The sequence below is a fragment of the Pseudomonas sp. Irchel s3h14 genome, from assembly GCF_900187425.1.
Classification (GTDB): Bacteria; Pseudomonadota; Gammaproteobacteria; order Pseudomonadales; family Pseudomonadaceae; genus Aquipseudomonas.
In genome coordinates, this window is sequence record NZ_FYDJ01000003.1 from 326,363 (window position 1) to 344,625 (window position 18,263).

Genomic DNA, 18,263 nt, shown 5'->3' on the forward strand with positions numbered 1-18,263 from the left:
AATCAGGGAAGATTTAATGAAGAGCAGCACCACCCTCCTCGTCACCTGCTGCACGGTTTTCCTCGCCCAGTTGGGCATGAGCATTTACCTGCCGGCGCTACCGAACATGGCCCGGGATCTGTCCGCCGACGCCTCGCAGGTGTCCTGGGGGCTGGCGGTGTATCTGATCGGCATGGCGTTGCCAATGTTGTTCTGGGGCAGCCTGGGCCAGCGCATCGGTCGCAAACCGGTGCTGCTCGCCGCGCTGGGTATCTACGGGTTGGGCAATCTGGCCCTGCCCCTGAGCCAGACGCTTGAATCGTTCCTGGCGTTTCGACTGGTTCAGGGCATTGGCGCCAGCGGTATTTCGGTCATGGCCCGAGTGCTGATCCGCGACAATTTCCGCGGTGACCTGCTGGCCAAGGCGTTGTCCTGGATTTCGATTTCCTTTGTGGTGGCGCTGGGGATCGGCCAGTACCTGGGGTCGATCATCCAGGTGGCGCTGGGCTGGCCAGCGATTTTCTACCTGTTGGGTGCTGTGAGTCTGATGATGGGGCTGGTTGTGGCCCGGGTCAGGTTCCCGATGCTGGCCGAGGAGAATGCCCCCTCATCCGCCTGGCCGAGCTACTGGCGCATTTTGCGTCATCGAGCCTTTCTGCTGCCGGCCCTCACCGGCGGCCTTGGGTACGGGGTGATCGTTGCGTTCAACACCGCAGCGCCGCTGATTCTGCAAGGACCGTTCAACTGGTCGGCCGTGGAATACGGGTTGTTGGGCTGGCCGATCAGCGCGGCGTATTTTCTGGGGGCTTTGGCGGTCAATGGCTTTGTACTTCGCACCGGTCAACGCGGGTTGATGACGGCGGGTGTGGGGCTTGTGCTGGCAGGCAGCGCGGTGATGTGGCTGGGGAGTCTGGCGGGTACTTCAGTGGCGCTGCTGTTCTGGTTGCCCTATTGCGTTGCGGTGTTCGGCCAGTCGTTGACTTACCCGATCAGCCTGTCCCTGGCCAATGACGGTTCGCCGGTCGGCGGTGCGTATGCTATGGCGTTGAGCGGTTTCATTCATCAACTGATGGCTGCCGTTATCGGCGGGATCGCCAGTTTGATCGCGAGCCCGCAAGCATGGCCGTTGTCACTGTTGTGTACCTTGCTGGCGTTGGGCGCGATGCTCTGCGTAATGCTCGCGCCCGGTCGAAAAACCTCCTAAAACGCGCTGCGGAAAATCTCCTCGATCTGGCGCTGATCCGCCACGCGAGGATTGGTCAGGCCACACGCGTCTTTCAAGGCATTGGTGGCGAGGATCGGGATGTCGTTGAGCTTGGCGCCGAGCTCACGCAATCCGGCCGGAATTTCCACGTCTTTAGACAGGCTGCGGATCGCCACGATGGCCGCCTGGGCGCCTGCTTCCGGGGTGAAACCACGAACATCGGCGCCCATCGCAAGGGCGACATCGGTGAGGCGATCGGCGCAAACCAGCGCATTAAAGCTTTGCACGTGGGGCAGCAGGACCGCGTTGCACACACCATGAGGCAAGTCGTAGAACCCGCCCAACTGGTGAGCCATGGCGTGGACATAACCCAGCGATGCGTTATTGAACGCCATGCCGGCGAGGAACTGCGCGTAGGCCATGTTTTCCCGCGCGGCCATGTCACTGCCGTCGCGGACGGCCAGGCGCAGGTTGTTGCTGATCAACGTGATCGCCTTCAGTGCGCAGGCATCGGTGATTGGATTGGCCGCCGTGGAAACGTAGGCTTCGATGGCGTGAGTCAACGCGTCCATGCCGGTGGCAGCTGTCAGGCCCTTGGGCATGGCGACCATCAGCGCCGGGTCGTTGACCGACAGCAGCGGCGTGACGTTGCGATCGACAATGGCCATTTTTACGTGTCGGGATTCATCAGTGATGATGCAGAAACGGGTCATCTCGCTGGCGGTGCCGGCGGTGGTGTTGATGGCGATCAGCGGCAGTTGCGGCTGGGTGGATTGATCGACGCCTTCGTAATCGCCAATCTGCCCGCCGTTGGTTGCGCATAACGCGATGCCTTTGGCGCAGTCATGGGGCGAACCGCCGCCCAGGGACACCACGAAATCACAGCGGGTTTCCTTCAGCAGCCCCAGACCGCTCTCGACGTTGGCGATGCTCGGGTTAGGTTTGGCGCCGTCGAAAATCACCGAATCGATGTCCTGCATCGCCAGCTTCTCGGCAATCATCTTCGCTACACCCGCCTTGGCCAGCCCGGCGTCGGTGACGATCAGCGCCTTGCGAAAACCGTACTTGCGAATGGCGTCCATGGCTTCGTCGAGGCAACCAATGCCCATGATGTTCACGGCGGGGATGAAAAACGTGCTGCTCATGAGCGAGTCTCCTGGCTGAGGCCGAATCGGCAGCGCCGATCCAGCGGGGACCCACAGGATCGACCTATCGGTTAGGAAGTAACTTGATCTGGCTCAAGTCTTGGTCGTGATAAAGTCGCCGCCCACCAGACCTTTTGCTTTGAGACTTTGACCGCAATGACCGATTTCCAGGATGTTGATGCCCAACTTGAAGACTGGAACGCCTTGCGCGCCACCGCCTCGTTCAGCGGCCTGCTGGTGGGCAACGGCGCCAGCCGTGCCGTGTGGGACGACTTCGGCTACGACTCGCTGTTCGAAAACGCCCGTAACGTCGAAGAAAAACCCCTGAGCCAGTCCGAGCTGAGCGTGTTCGACGCCCTGCAGACGCGCAACTTCGAGCAGGTGCTCAGCGCACTGAAAACCACCAGCCGGGTCAACAAGGCCCTGGCCGTGAGTTCCGCCGCGCCACGTAATCGTTACTACGCAATCAAGGAAGCGCTGATCAACACCGTGCACGCGGTGCACATCCCGTGGCGGCTGGTGGTGCCTTCAACGCTCGCGGCGATCAATCAGGAACTGGGCCGCTACCGGACCGTGTTCACCACCAACTACGACTTGCTCAACTACTGGGCGATCCAGCACCAGCCTGATGCGATCAGCGACCTGTTTCAGGGTGCAGAATCAAGCTTTGATCTGAGCGCCACGGCGACCGATAAAACCCGGCTGCTTTACCTGCATGGCGGGTTGCATCTGGTGCGAAATCAGGACGGTACGGCGCGCAAACTGATATCGACCGAGGGCACGTTGCTCGGCAGTTTCGCGATCAACAACACGATCAAGACCCTCGACGACGTGCCGCTGTTCGTCAATGAAGGTCCGGCGCAGGACAAGCTCAAAACCATTCGCAGTTCGGACTATCTGTCGTTCTGCTACGACCAGCTACTTGGCCATGGCGATGGGTTGTGCCTGTTTGGTCATGCCCTGGGTGAGCAGGACAGCCACATCATCCACGCCTTGCGCCAGGCGAAACCGCCGGTGGTGGCGATCTCGATTTATCCGCGCAGCAAGGCGTTCATTCAGCACCAGAAGCGGCATTACGCGAAGGTGTTTGAGGGGACTGGGAGTGAGTTGCGGTTTTTTGATTCGAAGACGCATGCGTTGGGCAGCCCGAAGCTGACCGTGCCGGTCGAGGTTTAGCGGCGACGCGGCTGACGCCTTCGCGAGCAAGCCCGCTCCCACATTGGAATGCATTCCCCATGTGGGAGCGGGCTTGCTCCGGGCGGCGTTCCGACGAAGGCGTCAGACCAATCGACTCATTCCTCAGCGCTATGCACCACCACCAGCAACTGCGCCTGAACCTCGCCCACTGACCGTATCCGGTGCGGTTTCTGCGCATTGAAGTGCAACGCGTCCCCTCGATTGAGCAGCACCCGCTCGTTCATGAAGTCCACTTCCACCTGCCCCTCATGCACGAACAGAAACTCCTCCCCCAAATGTTCCTTGAAGGTCTTGTCGGCAAACTCGGTCGGCGGGTAAATCATGAACGGCAACAGGCTGCGTTCGCTGACCTGATGGGCCAGCACCGCGTAACCCGGGCTGTCATCGTTGGCCGCCAGTGACTGGCGCTCATCGCTGCGCACCAGGCTGTAACTGTCGAGGCTGACATTGTCTTCGGAGAACAACTCCTCGACCTTTACGTTCAGTGCCTTGGCCAGTTTCAGGGCGGCAGCGATCGACGGGGTGTTCAACCCGCGTTCGACTTTCGACAGATAGCTCTTGGTCATGCCGGACTTTTCGGCCAAGGCCTCCAGCGTCACGCCGAGTTTTTTTCTCAGTAATTTCAAACGGATAGACATGTAGAGCGTTTAATCCATCAAGGGAGCAACGATTGTTCCTTGCCAATGACACAAAGTGTCATATAGCATCACTTGTGTCATTTGCATTCACCCATGACCTTGCGAGCAACGAGTGAACGGCAAATCCGACGTCCATTGAACCACCCAAAGGACACCAATATGGCCAAGACCTTAGCACTACCCAAAGAGCAACTGGTCAAGCAAGCGCTGACCCAGATGCAAAATACCCTGGCGGATAATACGTGGACCGACCGGCAAAAGCTGGCCCTGACCTGCCGGATTCTGTTTGAGAACGGCCACGACTCTGGCCTGGCCGGGCAGATTACCGCCCGCGGCCCGCAACCGGGCACCTACTACACTCAACAACTGGGCCTGGGTTTCGACGAAATCACCGCCAGCAATCTGCTGCTGGTCAACGAAGACCTGGACGTGCTTGAAGGCCACGGCATGCCGAACCCGGCCAACCGTTTCCACAGCTGGGTGTACCGCGCGCGGCCAGACGTGAACTGCATCATTCACACGCACCCGACCCACGTTGCCGCGCTGTCGATGCTCGAAGTGCCGCTGCAGATTTCCCACATGGACCTCTGCCCGCTCTACGACGATTGCGCGTTTCTCGAAGGCTGGCCGGGCGTGCCGGTGGGCAACGAGGAAGGTGAACTGATTGCCGCCGCCCTGGGCGACAAACGGGCGATCCTGCTTTCGCACCACGGCCAATTGTCCACAGGCGCGACCATCGAAGAGGCCTGTGTCATTGCGCAACTGATTGAACGAGCGGCCAAGCTGCAATTGCTGGCCATGAGCGCCGGGACCATCAAGCCGATCCTGCCAGAGCTGGGCCGCGAAGCCCATGACTGGATCGCCAGGCCGAAACGTCACGCCGCCGCTTTCAACTACTACGCTCGGCAGAACCTGCGTCAACACGCCGATTGCCTGAACTGAAACCACTCATTTTCAAGAGGAGAGTCGCCATGTCGACCCCAACCATTCACGGCATCATCGGCTACACCATCACCCCGTTCACCGCCAACGGCGAAGGCGTTGATCTCGACGCGCTCGGGCGCTCCATCGACCGCCTGATCGACGGCGGCGTCCACTCTATCGCACCGCTGGGCAGCACCGGCGAAGGCGCTTACCTGAGCGACGCGGAGTGGGATCAGGTCAGCGAATTCAGCATCAAACACGTGGCCAAACGCGTGCCGACCATTGTCAGTGTGTCTGACCTGACCACGGCCAAAGCGGTGCGCCGCGCACGTTTCGCCGAAGCCCAAGGCGCGGACGTGGTGATGGTGCTGCCGACCTCCTACTGGAAACTCAGCGAAGCGGAAATCCTCGCCCACTACCGCGCTATCGGCGAAAGCATCGGCGTACCGATCATGCTCTACAACAACCCGGCGACCAGCGGCACCGACATGTCGGTTGACCTGATCCTGCGGATTTTCAATGCCGTGGACAACGTGACGATGGTCAAGGAAAGCACCGGCGACATCCAGCGCATGCACCAGCTGCAACGGCTGGGCGAAGGTCAGGTGCCGTTCTACAACGGCTGTAATCCATTGGCGCTGGAAGCCTTTGCAGCAGGCGCAAAAGGTTGGTGCACGGCGGCACCGAACCTGATCCCGCAGCTCAATCTTGATTTGTATGAAGCGGTATTGGCCAACAACCTGGGCAAGGCACGCGAAGTGTTCTATCGCCAGTTGCCGCTGTTGGATTTCATACTGAAGGGTGGCTTGCCGGCGACGATCAAGGCCGGCTTGCGCGCCACCGGACTGGAAGTGGGCGATCCGCGGTTGCCGGTGTTTCCACTCGGCGACGCGGGTTGCAGTCAGTTGCAGGAATTGTTGAAAGCATTGCGCTGATCCTGCGTTAACTGATCGTTCCCACGCTCTGCGCGGGAATGCCTCAAGGGACGCTCCGCGTCCAGTGACGCGGAGCGTCACGGGCTGCATTCCCACGCAGAGCGTGGGAACGATCTCGGACTGTCAGAGCACCGGCAGGGTCTTGTCCTTGATCACCGTGGTCGGCCCGTTGACCTTCACGCTGGCGATGCCTTTCTCCAGCGCGGCAGCGGAGGTGTAAGCCTCGCTGCTACCGATGATCTCGTGGTTACCAGCCTTGAGGTTGAAGTAAGGATGGCCATCCTTGGTGGTTTTCTTCTCGTAGCGTTCATCCTTCGGGCTGTTGCTCTGAACCGACACGATGCCTTTGTCAGCGGCAGCGCGAGTGGTGTACAGCTCGCTGGTCAGAATGGTTTCCGCGTTGGCGGCCTTCAGTACAAATTTGAACTGACCATTACTGCTTTTGCTCACTTCATACCATCCAGACATGCTCTTTCTCCTTGGCAATTGAGAGGTTTCGCGCTTCAGAGTAAAGACCAACCTGCCCTACTTCACCACCGCACGCACCACTGATAACTCCGGTGACTGCACCCGTCGCTGACTCAGGTACCGCGTACAACTGACCCGCAAAAACGAGGCGAAATTCACCACCTCGCCGCGGTAGTCCATCACCTCTTCATACAGCTTGGCGATCAACTGGTTGGTGGTCATGCCGTCGACCTCGGCGATTTCGCTGAGGATGTCCCAGAACTGATTTTCCAGCCGCAGGGTGGTGACCACCCCGCAGATGCGCAGCGAGCGGGAGCGCGATTCGTAGAGAATCGGATCGGCTTTGACGTAGAGCTCGCACATGGAAAGGTCCCTCGTTACAGCGTGATTTTGGTGCCCAGCAACCCGAGGAAACCGGCGAGCCAGCTCGGGTGCGCCGGCCAGGCTGGCGCAGTGGCCAGATTGCCTTGTACGTGACCTTCCGTCACCGGGATATCGATGAACGTACCGCCCGCCAGACGCACTTCCGGGGCGCAGGCCGGGTAGGCGCTGCACTCGCGACCTTCGAGAATCCCCGCGGCCGCCAACAATTGAGCACCGTGACACACGGCGGCAATCGGTTTGCCGGCCTTGTCAAACGCGCGCACCAGTTCCAGGACTTTTTCGTTCAGGCGCAGGTACTCCGGCGCACGACCGCCCGGCACCAGCAGGGCGTCATAGTCCTCGGACTTGACCTTGGCGAAGTCGAAGTTCAGGGCAAACAGGTGACCGGGTTTTTCGCTGTAGGTCTGGTCGCCTTCAAAGTCATGGATCGCCGTGCGTACGGTCTGACCGGCGGTTTTGTCCGGGCAAACGGCGTGCACTGTGTGGCCAACCATCAGCAGCGCCTGAAACGGCACCATCACTTCGTAGTCTTCAACATAATCGCCGACCAGCATCAGAATTTTTTTAGCCGCCATGGGGATGACTCCTCTGGGAAATACGTGGGCCTGCAGGAGTATTCAAAGTAGTCCTTATCTGCGGGGCCGGGTAATAACCAGCTACTACCTGATAGACCGCGTCATCGTTCATCGCGGGCAAGCCTTGCTCCTACAGGTGAGAACGACACCGGACATGTAGGAGCAAGGCTTGCCCGCGATGGCGTCCTCAAACTGTACGGATAACTCTGCACCTAGCTGTAACAGAGCAACGACCCAGGTTTATGGCTAGATGAAGGTCTTCCCGTCACCCTGGATTCTGGTTGCCATCATGTCCTCGCGCGAAAACACCGGCATGGCCCTCGGCCTGCTCGGCGTTGTGATCTTCAGCCTCACCCTGCCCTTCACACGGATCGTCGTGCAGGAACTCCATCCTCTGCTCAACGGCTTGGGCCGTGCGCTGTTCGCGGCAGTTCCGGCGGCGATGTTGTTGCTGTGGCGCCGGGAAAAGTGGCCGACCTGGAAACAGGTCAAAGGCCTGACCCTGGTGATTGCCGGGGTGATCCTCGGCTTCCCGGTGTTGTCGGCCTGGGCGATGCAAACCTTACCGGCGTCTCACGGAGCACTGGTAAACGGCTTACAGCCATTGTGCGTAGCGCTGTACGCCGCATGGTTGTCCCACGAACGACCGTCGAAAGCCTTCTGGGCCTGCGCCGCGCTGGGTAGCGCGCTGGTGTTGGGTTATGCGCTGATCAGCGGGGCCGGCAGCATTCAGGCGGGTGATTTGCTGATGCTCGGGGCGATTGCCGTGGGCGGTTTGGGGTACGCCGAGGGCGGCCGATTGGCCAAGGAGATGGGCGGCTGGCAGGTGATCTGCTGGGCGTTGGTGCTGTCGACGCCGTTGCTGATCGGGCCGGTGGTGTACCTGGCGCTGCAACATCAGGGCGAGATTTCGGCCAAGACCTGGTGGGCCTTCGGTTACGTCTCGCTGTTTTCGCAGTTCATCGGTTTCTTCGCCTGGTACGCCGGGCTGGCGATGGGCGGCATCGCCCGGGTCAGTCAGATCCAGCTGTTGCAGATCTTCTTCACCATCGCTTTTTCGGCGCTGTTCTTCGGCGAACACATCGAGCCGATCACCTGGCTGTTTGCCGCCGGGGTGATCGTGACCGTGATGTTGGGACGCAAGACCGCGGTCAAGCCAGCGCGTGTGGCCACCGCCTAAACCTGTAGGAGCACAGCTTGCTGGCGATGGCGTCTTTGAAATCGCCATCGCGAGCAAGCTTTGCTCCCACAGGGATGGTGATCAGAGGTAACCATCGGCCCGCAGCAGCGTTTCGAGGCAATGTTCGCTGATGTGGTAGAAATCCTTCAGCTCCTGAATCTTCACCAACAGCTGGGCCGGATCAACCGGTTCGGCACGTTTGACCGCCAGGATCATCTTGTTCTTGTTGGTGTGGTCCAGTGAAATGAACTCGAACACCTTGGTCTCGTAACCACAGGCTTCCAGAAACAACGCGCGCAAACTGTCGGTGACCATTTCCGCCTGCTGGCCCAAATGCAGACCGTATTGCAGCATCGGCTTGAGCAGCGCCGGGCTCTGGATCTGCAGGCGGATCTGCTTATGGCAGCACGGCGAGCACATGATGATCGAGGCGCCGGAACGGATGCCGGTGTGAATCGCATAGTCGGTGGCGATGTCGCAGGCATGCAACGCGATCATCACATCCAGCTCGCTCGGCGCCACGCTGCGCACATCACCGCACTTGAACACCAGCCCCGGATGCTCGAGCTTTGCGGCCGCGGCATTGCACAAATCCACCATCTCTTCGCGCAACTCGACGCCGGTCACAACGCCTTCGGCCTTCAAGGTATTGCGCAGGTAGTCATGAATCGCGAACGTCAGGTAACCCTTGCCCGAGCCGAAATCCGCCACCTGAACCGGCTTGTCCAGCGCCAGCGGTGAGGTAGTCAGTGCATGGCTGAAGACCTCGATGAACTTGTTGATCTGCTTCCACTTGCGCGACATCGCCGGGATCAGCTCATGTTGCTTGTTGGTCACGCCGAGGTCGGCGAGGAACGGCCGGCTCAGGTCGAGGAAGCGGTTCTTCTCGCGGTTGTGCTCGGCGGATGGCACTTCACGTAATTGCTGAGGTTTGCTCTTGAACAGCGAAGACTTGCCCTTTTTGCTGTATTCCAGCTGAGCTTCATCCGTCAGCGACAGCAAATGAGCATTTTTGAACGATGCCGGCAAGAGTGCGACGATGGTCGCTACGCCCTCGGCAATCGGCAAATTCTTGGTGATGTCGCGCGTCTTGTAGCGGTAAACGAAGGACAGGCAGGGCTGATCCTTGACCGTCAGCTGCTTGATGATCAGCCGCTGCAAGTCCACTTCAGTGCCGACGTACTTGGCCAACACCAGTTTGATGAAGGCGTTCTGATCAAGGCTGGACTGCAGCAGGTCGATGAACTGGGCATGGTGATCCGGCGCGAGGCTGGCGGGAGTGGCGGTGACAGACATGGGAAAAACGGCCTCGGGCGGTGCGGATCAGGGAATGGCGGGTATTTTAGGGGGGATGTGGATGCAGGGCACGGGTAATTTCCCGAACGGTGCGATCTGTAGCAGCTGGCGAAGCCTGCGTTCGGCGGCGAAGCAGTCGTAAAACCAGCACACGCGGTGCATCAGGAAGACCGTGAATACCGAATTTACGACTGCTGCGCAGCCGAACGCAGGCTTCGCCAGCTGCTACAAGGGATGCGTCGCGGCTGAGATCAGCCTAAAACCACCAACCGATTCGGCAACTCATTCCTCACATGCGTCACCGGCACATGCACCTTGAGCAACTCGCCGCACGCCTCCACACACGTCACAAACCCCTGCAACGTCTGCCCCTGCTTCACCTGCTGAGTGAACGTCGCAACAATTGCATCCCAGTTCGTGTTGTCCAGCCGTTTCGAAATCCCTTCATCCACCAGAATTTCCACATAGCGTTCAGCCTCGCAGACGAAAATCAGCATCCCGGTGCTACCCGCCGTGTGGTGGAGGTTTTGCTCCAGAAACTGCCGGCGTGCCAGGTTCGAGGCGCGCCAGTGACGCACCGAGCGCGGAATCAGGTGCGTGGTGATTTTCGGAATACGGAACACCAGGCACAACACGATGAACGTGATCCATTGCACCAGCAGCAAGCTGTGCATGGTCAGCCAGCCTGTCAGGTAATGCACGACACCCGGCACGACCAGCGCCAGCAGGCTGGCCCAGAGCAGCGGGATGTACGCATAGTCGTCGGCGCGGGCCGCGAGTACGGTCACCAGTTCGGCGTCGGTGTCGCGCTCGACCCGGGCAATCGCCTCAGCGACTTTGCGTTGTTCGTGTTCGGTCAGTAATGCCATGTCTAAGAATGCCCACTCGCTATTGTTGTTTGATCACCAGCCGCCCGATGAACCGCCGCCCCCGAAACTGCCACCGCCGCCGCTGAAGCCCCCGCCTCCACCGCCGCCAAAACCTCCACCACCGAACCCGCCGCTCGAACCACCTCGGCCTCCGCCGCCGCTGGGCAGGATCCCGAGCATCTGGCAGACAAACATCGTCAGGATGAACAGCATCACCAGAAACACGAAGATCCCCGGATGCCGTGAGACGAAGTCGCTTTCCTGATTGTCGCCGGAGTCATACACCGTGGACGGTTCATCCAGTGGATTGCCGCCCAATACCACGAGCATTGCCGCGACCCCGTCGCTGATGCCCTTGCTGAAGTTGCCGGTCTTGAACGCCGGGGTGATCACCTGATTGATGATCACCGAGCTCTGCGCATCGGTCAGCCGATCTTCCAGGCCATAACCGACTTCAATCCGCAGCTTGCGATCGTCACGCGCAACGATCAGCAGTGCGCCAGTGTTCTTGTCCTTCTGGCCGATGCCCCAGTAGCGCCCCAGTTGATAACCGAAGTCCGCAATGTCGGTGCCCTGTAAATCCGGCAACGTGACCACCACCAACTGCTCGCCGGTGGATTTTTCATGGGCCTGAAGCTGTTGCGTCAGTTGCTCACGCACCGCAGGTTCGATCATCTGGGCGTTATCGACCACCCGCCCGGTCAGTTCCGGAAACTTCAACGCAGCCTGGGCCGTCAGGGCAAACACCCAGAGCAACAGCACCAGGCCAACTTTCAACACACGCATTGGCAACCTCATCCTTGGTGATGCTTCAAGCCCCTTGCGGCGCTTACTGGAACTTCACTTGAGGCGCTTTTTCCGCATCGGGGCTGGTGGCCTCGAAGGTTTCGCGGATCGGCAAATCGCTGTACATCACGGTGTGCCACAGGCGACCGGGGAAGGTACGCAGTTCCGTGTTGTATTTCTGCACGGCGAGGATGAAGTCCCGACGCGCCACGGCAATGCGGTTCTCGGTGCCTTCAAGTTGCGATTGCAACGCCAGGAAGTTCTGGTTGGCCTTGAGGTCCGGGTAACGCTCGGACACCACCATCAAACGGCTCAAGGCGCCGGTCAGTTGATCCTGGGCTTGCTGGAATTGCTTGAGCTTTTCTGGATTGTCCAGCGTGCTGGCGTCCACCTGAATCGACGTGGCCTTGGCCCGGGCTTCGATCACCGCGGTCAGGGTTTCCTGCTCATGCTGGGCGTAGCCCTTGACGGTTTCCACCAGGTTGGGAATCAGGTCGGCACGTCGCTGGTACTGGTTCTGCACCTGGCCCCAGGCGGCCTTGGCCTGTTCGTCGAGGGTCGGGATCGTGTTGATGCCGCAGCCGGCCAGCAGTGTGGTCAGCAACATCAAGGCTGCAACCTGCAGGCTCGACCGATAGTGGTGTCGTACATTCATCTGGTTGATGCTCCCTTGCACATTCAGTTGAAAAACAACCTTCGAACTTTGAGCCCGGCTCTTGGGGCATAATCTGCCGCCGCCACTGGATTGCATCGAGCCAATGGGCTAAAAGATGCCCCAGCGCAAAAACACTGCCGAAGTGTGCTGCATTTACCTGAACAACAATAGTCGCTCCCTAATTTTTGGCTGACCGGCGCGTATTCACTGCCGTTTAGGCTTTTGAGAAAACTATTCATGAAGAAGCTGTGTTTGCTGGGCCTGTTCGTCAGCCTGGCCAGTCATAACGTATTGGCCGCCACGACCCCCGCACCTCTGGAAAACAAGGACGCTTTCATCAGCAACCTGATGAAGCAAATGACCCTCGATGAAAAGATCGGCCAGTTGCGCCTGATCAGCATCGGCCCGGAAATGCCACGGGAGATGATCCGCAAGGAAATCGCTGCCGGCAACATCGGTGGCACGTTCAACTCGATCACCCGCCCGGAAAACCGTCCGATGCAGGACGCGGCCATGCGTAGCCGGCTGAAGATCCCGATGTTCTTCGCCTATGACGTGATCCACGGCCACCGCACCATTTTCCCGATCCCGATTGCCCTGGCCTCAAGCTGGGACATGGACGCCATCGGCCTTTCCGGGCGCATCGCCGCCAAGGAAGCCGCGGCTGACAGCCTCGACATCACCTTCGCGCCGATGGTCGACATCTCTCGCGATCCGCGCTGGGGCCGGACTTCCGAAGGCTTCGGTGAAGACACGTACCTGGTGTCGCGCATCGCCGGAGTGATGGTCAAAGCCTTCCAGGGCACGGGCGCGAACGCGGCCGACAGCATCATGGCCAGCGTCAAGCACTTTGCCCTGTACGGCGCGGTCGAGGGCGGTCGCGACTACAACGTCGTCGACATGAGCCCGGTCAAGATGTTCCAGGACTACCTGCCACCGTACCGTGCGGCTATCGACGCCGGTGCTGGTGGGGTAATGGTCGCGCTGAACTCGATCAACGGCGTGCCGGCCACCGCCAACACCTGGCTGATGAACGACCTGTTGCGCAAGCAATGGGGCTTCAAGGGCCTGGCCGTCAGCGACCACGGGGCGATTTTCGAGCTGATCAAACACGGCGTCGCCCGTGACGGTCGCGAAGCCGCGAAGCTGGCGATCAAGGCCGGCATCGACATGAGCATGAACGACACCCTTTATGGCAAAGAGCTGCCGGGGCTGTTGAAGGCGGGAGAGATCCAGCAAAGCGACATCGACAACGCCGTGCGTGAAGTGCTTGCCGCCAAGTACGACATGGGCCTGTTCAAGGATCCGTACCTGCGCATCGGCAAGGCTGAAGATGATCCGGCCGACACTTATGCCGAAAGCCGCCTGCACCGCGCCGAGGCCCGTGACGTCGCGCGCCGCAGCATGGTGTTGCTGAAGAACCAGGGCGAAACCCTGCCGTTGAAGAAAACCGCGAAAATCGCCCTGGTCGGCCCGCTGGCCAAGGCACCGATCGACATGATGGGCAGCTGGGCCGCCGCCGGTAAACCCGCGCAATCGGTGACCCTGTTCGACGGCATGACCACTGCACTGGGCGCACAATCGACGCTGATCTACGCTCGCGGCGCCAACATCACCAGCGACCCCAAAATCCTCGGTTACCTGAACTTCCTCAACTTCGATGCCCCGGAAGTTGTGGATGATCCGCGTTCGGCCCAAGTGCTGATCGACGAAGCGGTGAAAGCCGCCAAGGATGCCGATGTGGTGGTGGCAGCAGTGGGCGAGTCCCGTGGCATGTCCCACGAGTCGTCGAGCCGCACCGACCTGAACATCCCGGCCAACCAGCGCGATTTGATCAAGGCGCTGAAAGCCACCGGCAAACCGCTGGTGCTGGTGTTGATGAACGGCCGTCCGCTGTCGATTCTCGAAGAGAAGGAACAGGCTGACGCGATCCTGGAAACCTGGTTCAGCGGCACCGAAGGCGGCAACGCCATCGCCGACGTACTGTTCGGCGACTACAACCCGTCGGGCAAATTGCCGATCACCTTCCCGCGCTCGGTAGGCCAGATTCCGACCTACTACAACCACCTGAGCATTGGCCGGCCGTTCACACCGGGCAAACCGGGTAACTACACCTCGCAGTATTTTGATGACACCACAGGTCCCCTGTTCCCGTTCGGCTTCGGCCTGAGCTACACCGATTTCAGCCTGAGCAACATGGCGCTGTCGTCGACCACGCTGAACAAAACCGGCAAGCTCGACGCCAGCGTCATGGTGAAAAACACCGGCAAGCGTGACGGCGAAACCGTGGTGCAGTTGTACATCCAGGACGTGACCGGCTCGATGATCCGCCCTATCAAGGAACTGAAGAACTTCCAGAAAGTCATGCTCAAGGCCGGCGAACAGAAAGTCGTGCACTTCACCATCACCGAGGATGACCTGAAGTTCTTCAATACCCATCTCAAGTTCGCTGCCGAGCCGGGCAAGTTCAACGTGGAGATCGGCCTGGATTCACAGGACGTGACGCAGCAGAGCTTTGAATTGCTGTAATCCCTGCGCGGACTGATCGTTCCCACGCTCCGCGTGGGAATGCAGCCCGTGACGCTCCGCGTCCCTAGAGGCATTCCCACGCAGAGCGTGGGAACGATCTGGACGACGACTATCCCCGTCGGTCCAGCAGATTCACCACCAGCCGATCCACCCATCCCCAAATCCTTTGCTTCACCCGCCGCCACAGCGGCCGGCGTTGCCATGCCTCCAGGCTGACTTCCTGGCTCTGCGCAAAGTCCCTCTCGAAACTCGCCGCCACCGCTCGCGTCAGCCCAGGGTCCAGCGCCTCAAGGTTGGCTTCCAGGTTGAAGCGCAAATTCCAGTGATCGAAATTGCACGAGCCGATGCTCACCCAGTCATCGACCAGGACCATTTTCAGGTGCAGGAAACACGGCTGGTATTCGAAGATCGTCACCCCGGCCTTGAGCAATCGCGGGTAGTAGCGATGCCCGGCGTAGCGCACCGACGGGTGATCGGTGCGTGGCCCGGTCAGCAGCAGGCGCACATCGACACCGCGGGCGGCAGCCCGGCGCAGTGAGCGGCGGACTTTCCAGGTCGGCAGGAAATACGGCGTCGCCAGCCAGATCCGCTGCTGGCCGCTGTTCAACGCGCGAGTCAACGATTGCAAGATGTCCCGGTGCTGGCGGGCGTCGGCATAGGCGACCCGGCCCATGCCCTCGCCCATGGACGGCACGCGTGGCAGACGCGGCAAGCCAAAATGCGAAGCGGGTTTCCAGGCGCGCCGATGGCGGTTGGCGATCCATTGGCGGTCGAACAGCAACTGCCAGTCGATAACCAGGGGACCGGTGATTTCCACCATCACTTCGTGCCATTCGCTGGTGTCTTCGCCCGGCGTCCAGAATTCGTCGGTCACCCCGGTGCCACCCACCACGGCCATGCTCTGATCGACCAGCAACAGCTTGCGGTGATCGCGGTAGAAGTTGCCCAACCAGCGCCGCCAGCTCAGGCGATTGTAGAAACGCAGCTCCACGCCCGCCGCCATCAAACGCTGACGCAAGTTCAGGGTGAACGCGAGGCTGCCGTAATCATCGAACAGGCAGCGCACGCGCACGCCGCGTTCGGCAGCCTGGACCAACGCCTGAACCATCGCCTCGGCACAGGCACCCGCCTCCACCAGGTACAGCTCCAGCTCGACCTGCTCTTCGGCGCGGGCAATCGCCACCAACATTCGTGGAAAAAACTGCGGACCGTCGATCAACAGTTCAAAACGGTTGCCTTCACGCCAAGGGAAAATCGCGCCGGCCATGTCAGCGCGCCGTGAAAATCAGTACCGCACTCACCGGCACTGACAAACTGATGGCCGACAAACCGGCGACCTTGCGCAAACTTTCCAGGCCGGGGACCAGGTCGAAATCCGCGGCATTGATTATCAGCGGTTCGAGGGTCACCACCTGGAAGCGCCGGTCATCAAGACGGGTTGCCAGCAGTTCGGCGTTGTATTCGTGTTGTTTACCGTGGAGGTTGACGGTCAGCGACAGGCGCAATTCAAGTTGTGCGCCGGGTGCGAGGTCGTTGATCGGCCGCAGATCGATCTGCGCGGTGATCAGCGCTTCGGGGAAGGTCTGGATTTCAAACAGGTCCTTGCGCATGCGTTCATCGCGCAACGGAATGCCGCTGTTGACCGAGTCCAGTTCGACTTCGACCTGCGCCAGCCCCTTGGGATCGACCTTGCCGTGCAGCACCAGAAAGCGCTGCACTTCGGAAATGTTGGTGTTTTTGGTGCTGATGAACGACAGCCGCGAGGACTCGCCATCCAGATACCAATCGGCGTGAGCCGACAGCGTGGCGCTGGCCAACAGCAGGAAGGCGAGGGTTTTGCAGAGGAAGCGGTTGAACATAGAGACTCGTGGGGCAGATAAACCTGCACGAACCTTAACCGCCCCTGAGCCAATTGCAAACGTGTAGCAGCTGGCGAAGCCTGCGTTCGGCTGCGAAGCAGTCGCCAATCCTGCCACCTCGTTTTTACTGAAACACCGCGGTGCCCGGTTTTACGACTGCTTCGCAGTCGAACGCAGGCTTCGCCAGCTGCTACAAGGGCAGTGGTGTTCAGGGATTCAGGCGGCAGCCTTGGCGTTCGCCGACCCAGTTGGCGTTATTGCTGCGGCCCATGCCGCTGACGGTGACGCGCTTGCTGGCGGCGTCATCGGTAAAGCCACGGGGCGGCAGCCACTGTTTCACATAGTCGTGGCAGTACTCGGCCGGGTTGTTCATCACGTAACGGCACGAACAATATTCCTTGGCGGTGTAGGCACTGATGATGTCCGGGAATGCCCACAGCGCCACGCGCTCCTGCCAGATCCAGCCAAGCAAGGCGATCAGCAGGATCAACAACAACGTGCTGAACGGTCGACGACGAACAAGGCTGCGACGCTTCATGGCTGCACCTTCGCGGCAAATGCCTTGAGCGCGAGTTTGAGCAAATCGTTGTGCCGGTAGCTGCCGTCGCGGTCATCGCCGTAGCGCACAATCACCAGGTTTTCGCTGGGAATCACGTACATCGCCTGGCCCCAATGACCCAGCGCGGCGAAGCTGTCGGCGGGTGCATCGGGCCATGGTTTTGCGGCGCCTTCCACCGCGCGGTTAAGCCACCAATGGCCGCCGGGCACGGCGTCGTCTTGATTGGCTTGATAGCGGGCGAACGGTTCGCGGTTGAAAGTGACCCAGTCCTTGGGCAGCAATTGGTGCTCGCCCCAACGACCGTCGCGGGCCATCAGCAGACCAACTCGGGCCAGATCCCTGGCGGTGAGGTAGGCATAGGACGAAGCGACGAAGGTTCCCGTGGCATCGCTTTCCCAAACGGCGTGGCGAATCCCCAAGGGCTCGAACAGAGCAGTCCATGGATAGTCCGAACAACGGCTCGGGCCGACGATGGTTTTCAGCGCGGCGGACAACAGATTGCTGTCGCCACTGGAATAACGGAATGCCTGACCGGGTTTGGCGTATTCACCGTGATCGGCGGTGAACGCGGCCATGTCCGGGTGACCGCGGGTGTAGAGCATCGCGACCACCGAGGACTTCAACGGCGCGTATTCATAGTCTTCCTGCCAGTCCAGGCCCGAGGCCCAGTGCAGCAGATCGGCCATGGTCATCGTCGGGTGTTTTTCCAGCGGTGGATAAAATTTCTGCGCTGGATCCTGAAGCTTGAACAGGCCTTCGCCATAGGCCACGCCGAGGACCGCGGCCATCAGGCTTTTGCTGATGGACCAGGTCAGGTGCGGGGTGTCAGCCGTGGTCGGGCCGGCGTAGCGTTCGTAGATCAACTGGCCGTCGCGGATCACCAGCAAGGTGTCGGTGCGGATGCCTTTTCGGGTGGCCTCATCACGGGGTGGAAAGGCGTAAGTCTCCAGCGCTTGAAGCGCCGGCCCGGTGACTGTCGGGCCGGTCGGCCATTGCTCGGCAGGCCAGTATTCGGCGTGGGCCGTGAGGCTGAGCAACAGCCCGAAAATAAGAGACAAGCCTTTGAACATGGTGGGGGCTC

At 60.3% G+C, this 18,263-nt stretch carries 19 protein-coding genes; 6 read left to right on the forward strand and 13 right to left on the reverse strand.

The genetic code is table 11. The features are described from left to right. Positions 1-16: 16 nt before the first annotated feature. Positions 17-1,183, forward strand: coding sequence for an MFS transporter (locus tag CKW16_RS08220; RefSeq protein WP_095127975.1), 1,167 nt, complete (start codon positions 17-19; stop codon positions 1,181-1,183). Here the strand turns inward: CKW16_RS08220 and yiaY are convergent. After that, positions 1,180-2,328, reverse strand: a complete 1,149-nt coding sequence (gene yiaY, locus CKW16_RS08225) for an L-threonine dehydrogenase (RefSeq protein ID WP_095127976.1) — start codon at positions 2,326-2,328, stop codon at positions 1,180-1,182. The genes CKW16_RS08220 and yiaY overlap by 4 nt on opposite strands. A gap of 156 nt (positions 2,329-2,484) precedes the next feature. Between yiaY and CKW16_RS08230 the strand changes: the two genes are divergently transcribed. Continuing rightward, positions 2,485-3,504 (forward strand): DUF4917 family protein, encoded by a 1,020-nt coding sequence (locus CKW16_RS08230; RefSeq protein WP_095127977.1) that lies wholly within the window; start codon positions 2,485-2,487, stop codon positions 3,502-3,504. 116 nt (positions 3,505-3,620) lie between these two features. Here the strand turns inward: CKW16_RS08230 and CKW16_RS08235 are convergent, their stop codons facing one another. After that, a complete protein-coding gene (locus CKW16_RS08235; RefSeq protein WP_046046177.1) occupies positions 3,621-4,163 on the reverse strand; it encodes a helix-turn-helix domain-containing protein in 543 nt (180 codons plus the stop codon). 159 nt (positions 4,164-4,322) lie between these two features. On the opposite strand from CKW16_RS08235, the gene CKW16_RS08240 reads away from it, so the two are divergent. Both CKW16_RS08240 and CKW16_RS08245 read left to right on the forward strand, forming a co-directional pair. Continuing rightward, positions 4,323-5,105 carry an aldolase gene (locus CKW16_RS08240; RefSeq protein ID WP_095127978.1) on the forward strand — a complete coding sequence of 261 codons (783 nt, stop codon included), beginning with the start codon at positions 4,323-4,325 and terminating at the stop codon, positions 5,103-5,105. A 29-nt stretch (positions 5,106-5,134) separates the two neighbouring features. Continuing rightward, positions 5,135-6,022, forward strand: coding sequence for a dihydrodipicolinate synthase family protein (locus CKW16_RS08245; RefSeq protein WP_095127979.1), 888 nt, complete (start codon positions 5,135-5,137; stop codon positions 6,020-6,022). A gap of 123 nt (positions 6,023-6,145) precedes the next feature. On the opposite strand, the gene CKW16_RS08250 is transcribed toward CKW16_RS08245, so the two are convergent. From CKW16_RS08250 to CKW16_RS08260, 3 genes are read right to left on the reverse strand one after another with little or no spacing between them, the layout of a single operon-like run. Beyond that, positions 6,146-6,490 (reverse strand): YegP family protein, encoded by a 345-nt coding sequence (locus CKW16_RS08250; RefSeq protein WP_095127980.1) that lies wholly within the window; start codon positions 6,488-6,490, stop codon positions 6,146-6,148. Between the two features lie 57 nt (positions 6,491-6,547). Beyond that, complete coding sequence (locus tag CKW16_RS08255; RefSeq protein ID WP_095127981.1) at positions 6,548-6,853, reverse strand: ribbon-helix-helix domain-containing protein; 306 nt, start codon at positions 6,851-6,853, stop codon at positions 6,548-6,550. 14 nt (positions 6,854-6,867) lie between these two features. After that, positions 6,868-7,449: a DJ-1/PfpI family protein gene (locus CKW16_RS08260; RefSeq protein ID WP_008152949.1), complete on the reverse strand. Its 582-nt coding sequence runs from the start codon at positions 7,447-7,449 to the stop codon at positions 6,868-6,870. 289 nt (positions 7,450-7,738) lie between these two features. Between CKW16_RS08260 and CKW16_RS08265 the strand changes: the two genes are divergently transcribed. Next, positions 7,739-8,629: a DMT family transporter gene (locus CKW16_RS08265; protein WP_095128139.1), complete on the forward strand. Its 891-nt coding sequence runs from the start codon at positions 7,739-7,741 to the stop codon at positions 8,627-8,629. An 81-nt stretch (positions 8,630-8,710) separates the two neighbouring features. On the opposite strand, the gene CKW16_RS08270 is transcribed toward CKW16_RS08265, so the two are convergent. The 4 genes from CKW16_RS08270 to CKW16_RS08285 form a co-directional block, all read right to left on the reverse strand. Then, positions 8,711-9,925 carry an SAM-dependent methyltransferase gene (locus CKW16_RS08270; protein WP_095127982.1) on the reverse strand — a complete coding sequence of 405 codons (1,215 nt, stop codon included), beginning with the start codon at positions 9,923-9,925 and terminating at the stop codon, positions 8,711-8,713. Between the two features lie 251 nt (positions 9,926-10,176). Next, complete coding sequence (locus CKW16_RS08275) at positions 10,177-10,794, reverse strand: TPM domain-containing protein (protein WP_095127983.1); 618 nt, start codon at positions 10,792-10,794, stop codon at positions 10,177-10,179. 33 nt (positions 10,795-10,827) lie between these two features. Beyond that, positions 10,828-11,580 carry a YgcG family protein gene (locus CKW16_RS08280; protein ID WP_095127984.1) on the reverse strand — a complete coding sequence of 251 codons (753 nt, stop codon included), beginning with the start codon at positions 11,578-11,580 and terminating at the stop codon, positions 10,828-10,830. Between the two features lie 43 nt (positions 11,581-11,623). Continuing rightward, positions 11,624-12,235: a LemA family protein gene (locus tag CKW16_RS08285; RefSeq protein WP_076030017.1), complete on the reverse strand. Its 612-nt coding sequence runs from the start codon at positions 12,233-12,235 to the stop codon at positions 11,624-11,626. 237 nt (positions 12,236-12,472) lie between these two features. Here CKW16_RS08285 and bglX point away from each other — a divergent pair, with 237 nt between their 5' ends. Next, entirely contained in the window at positions 12,473-14,764 is a 2,292-nt protein-coding gene (gene bglX, locus CKW16_RS08290; RefSeq protein ID WP_095127985.1) for a beta-glucosidase BglX, read from the forward strand. Positions 14,765-14,873: 109 nt separating this feature from the next. Here bglX and CKW16_RS08295 read toward each other — a convergent pair whose 3' ends face one another. From CKW16_RS08295 to CKW16_RS08310, 4 genes are all read right to left on the reverse strand, one after another. Next, positions 14,874-16,031, reverse strand: coding sequence for a phosphatidylserine/phosphatidylglycerophosphate/cardiolipin synthase family protein (locus CKW16_RS08295; protein WP_095127986.1), 1,158 nt, complete (start codon positions 16,029-16,031; stop codon positions 14,874-14,876). Between the two features lies 1 nt (position 16,032). Next, positions 16,033-16,623: a YceI family protein gene (locus CKW16_RS08300; protein WP_095127987.1), complete on the reverse strand. Its 591-nt coding sequence runs from the start codon at positions 16,621-16,623 to the stop codon at positions 16,033-16,035. A gap of 208 nt (positions 16,624-16,831) precedes the next feature. Then, positions 16,832-17,161, reverse strand: coding sequence for an amidase (locus tag CKW16_RS08305; RefSeq protein ID WP_095127988.1), 330 nt, complete (start codon positions 17,159-17,161; stop codon positions 16,832-16,834). Next, on the reverse strand, positions 17,158-18,252 hold the full coding sequence (locus tag CKW16_RS08310; RefSeq protein WP_095127989.1) for a serine hydrolase: 1,095 nt from the start codon (positions 18,250-18,252) through the stop codon (positions 17,158-17,160). Before CKW16_RS08310 ends, CKW16_RS08305 begins: the two co-directional genes overlap by 4 nt. Positions 18,253-18,263: the final 11 nt, after the last annotated feature.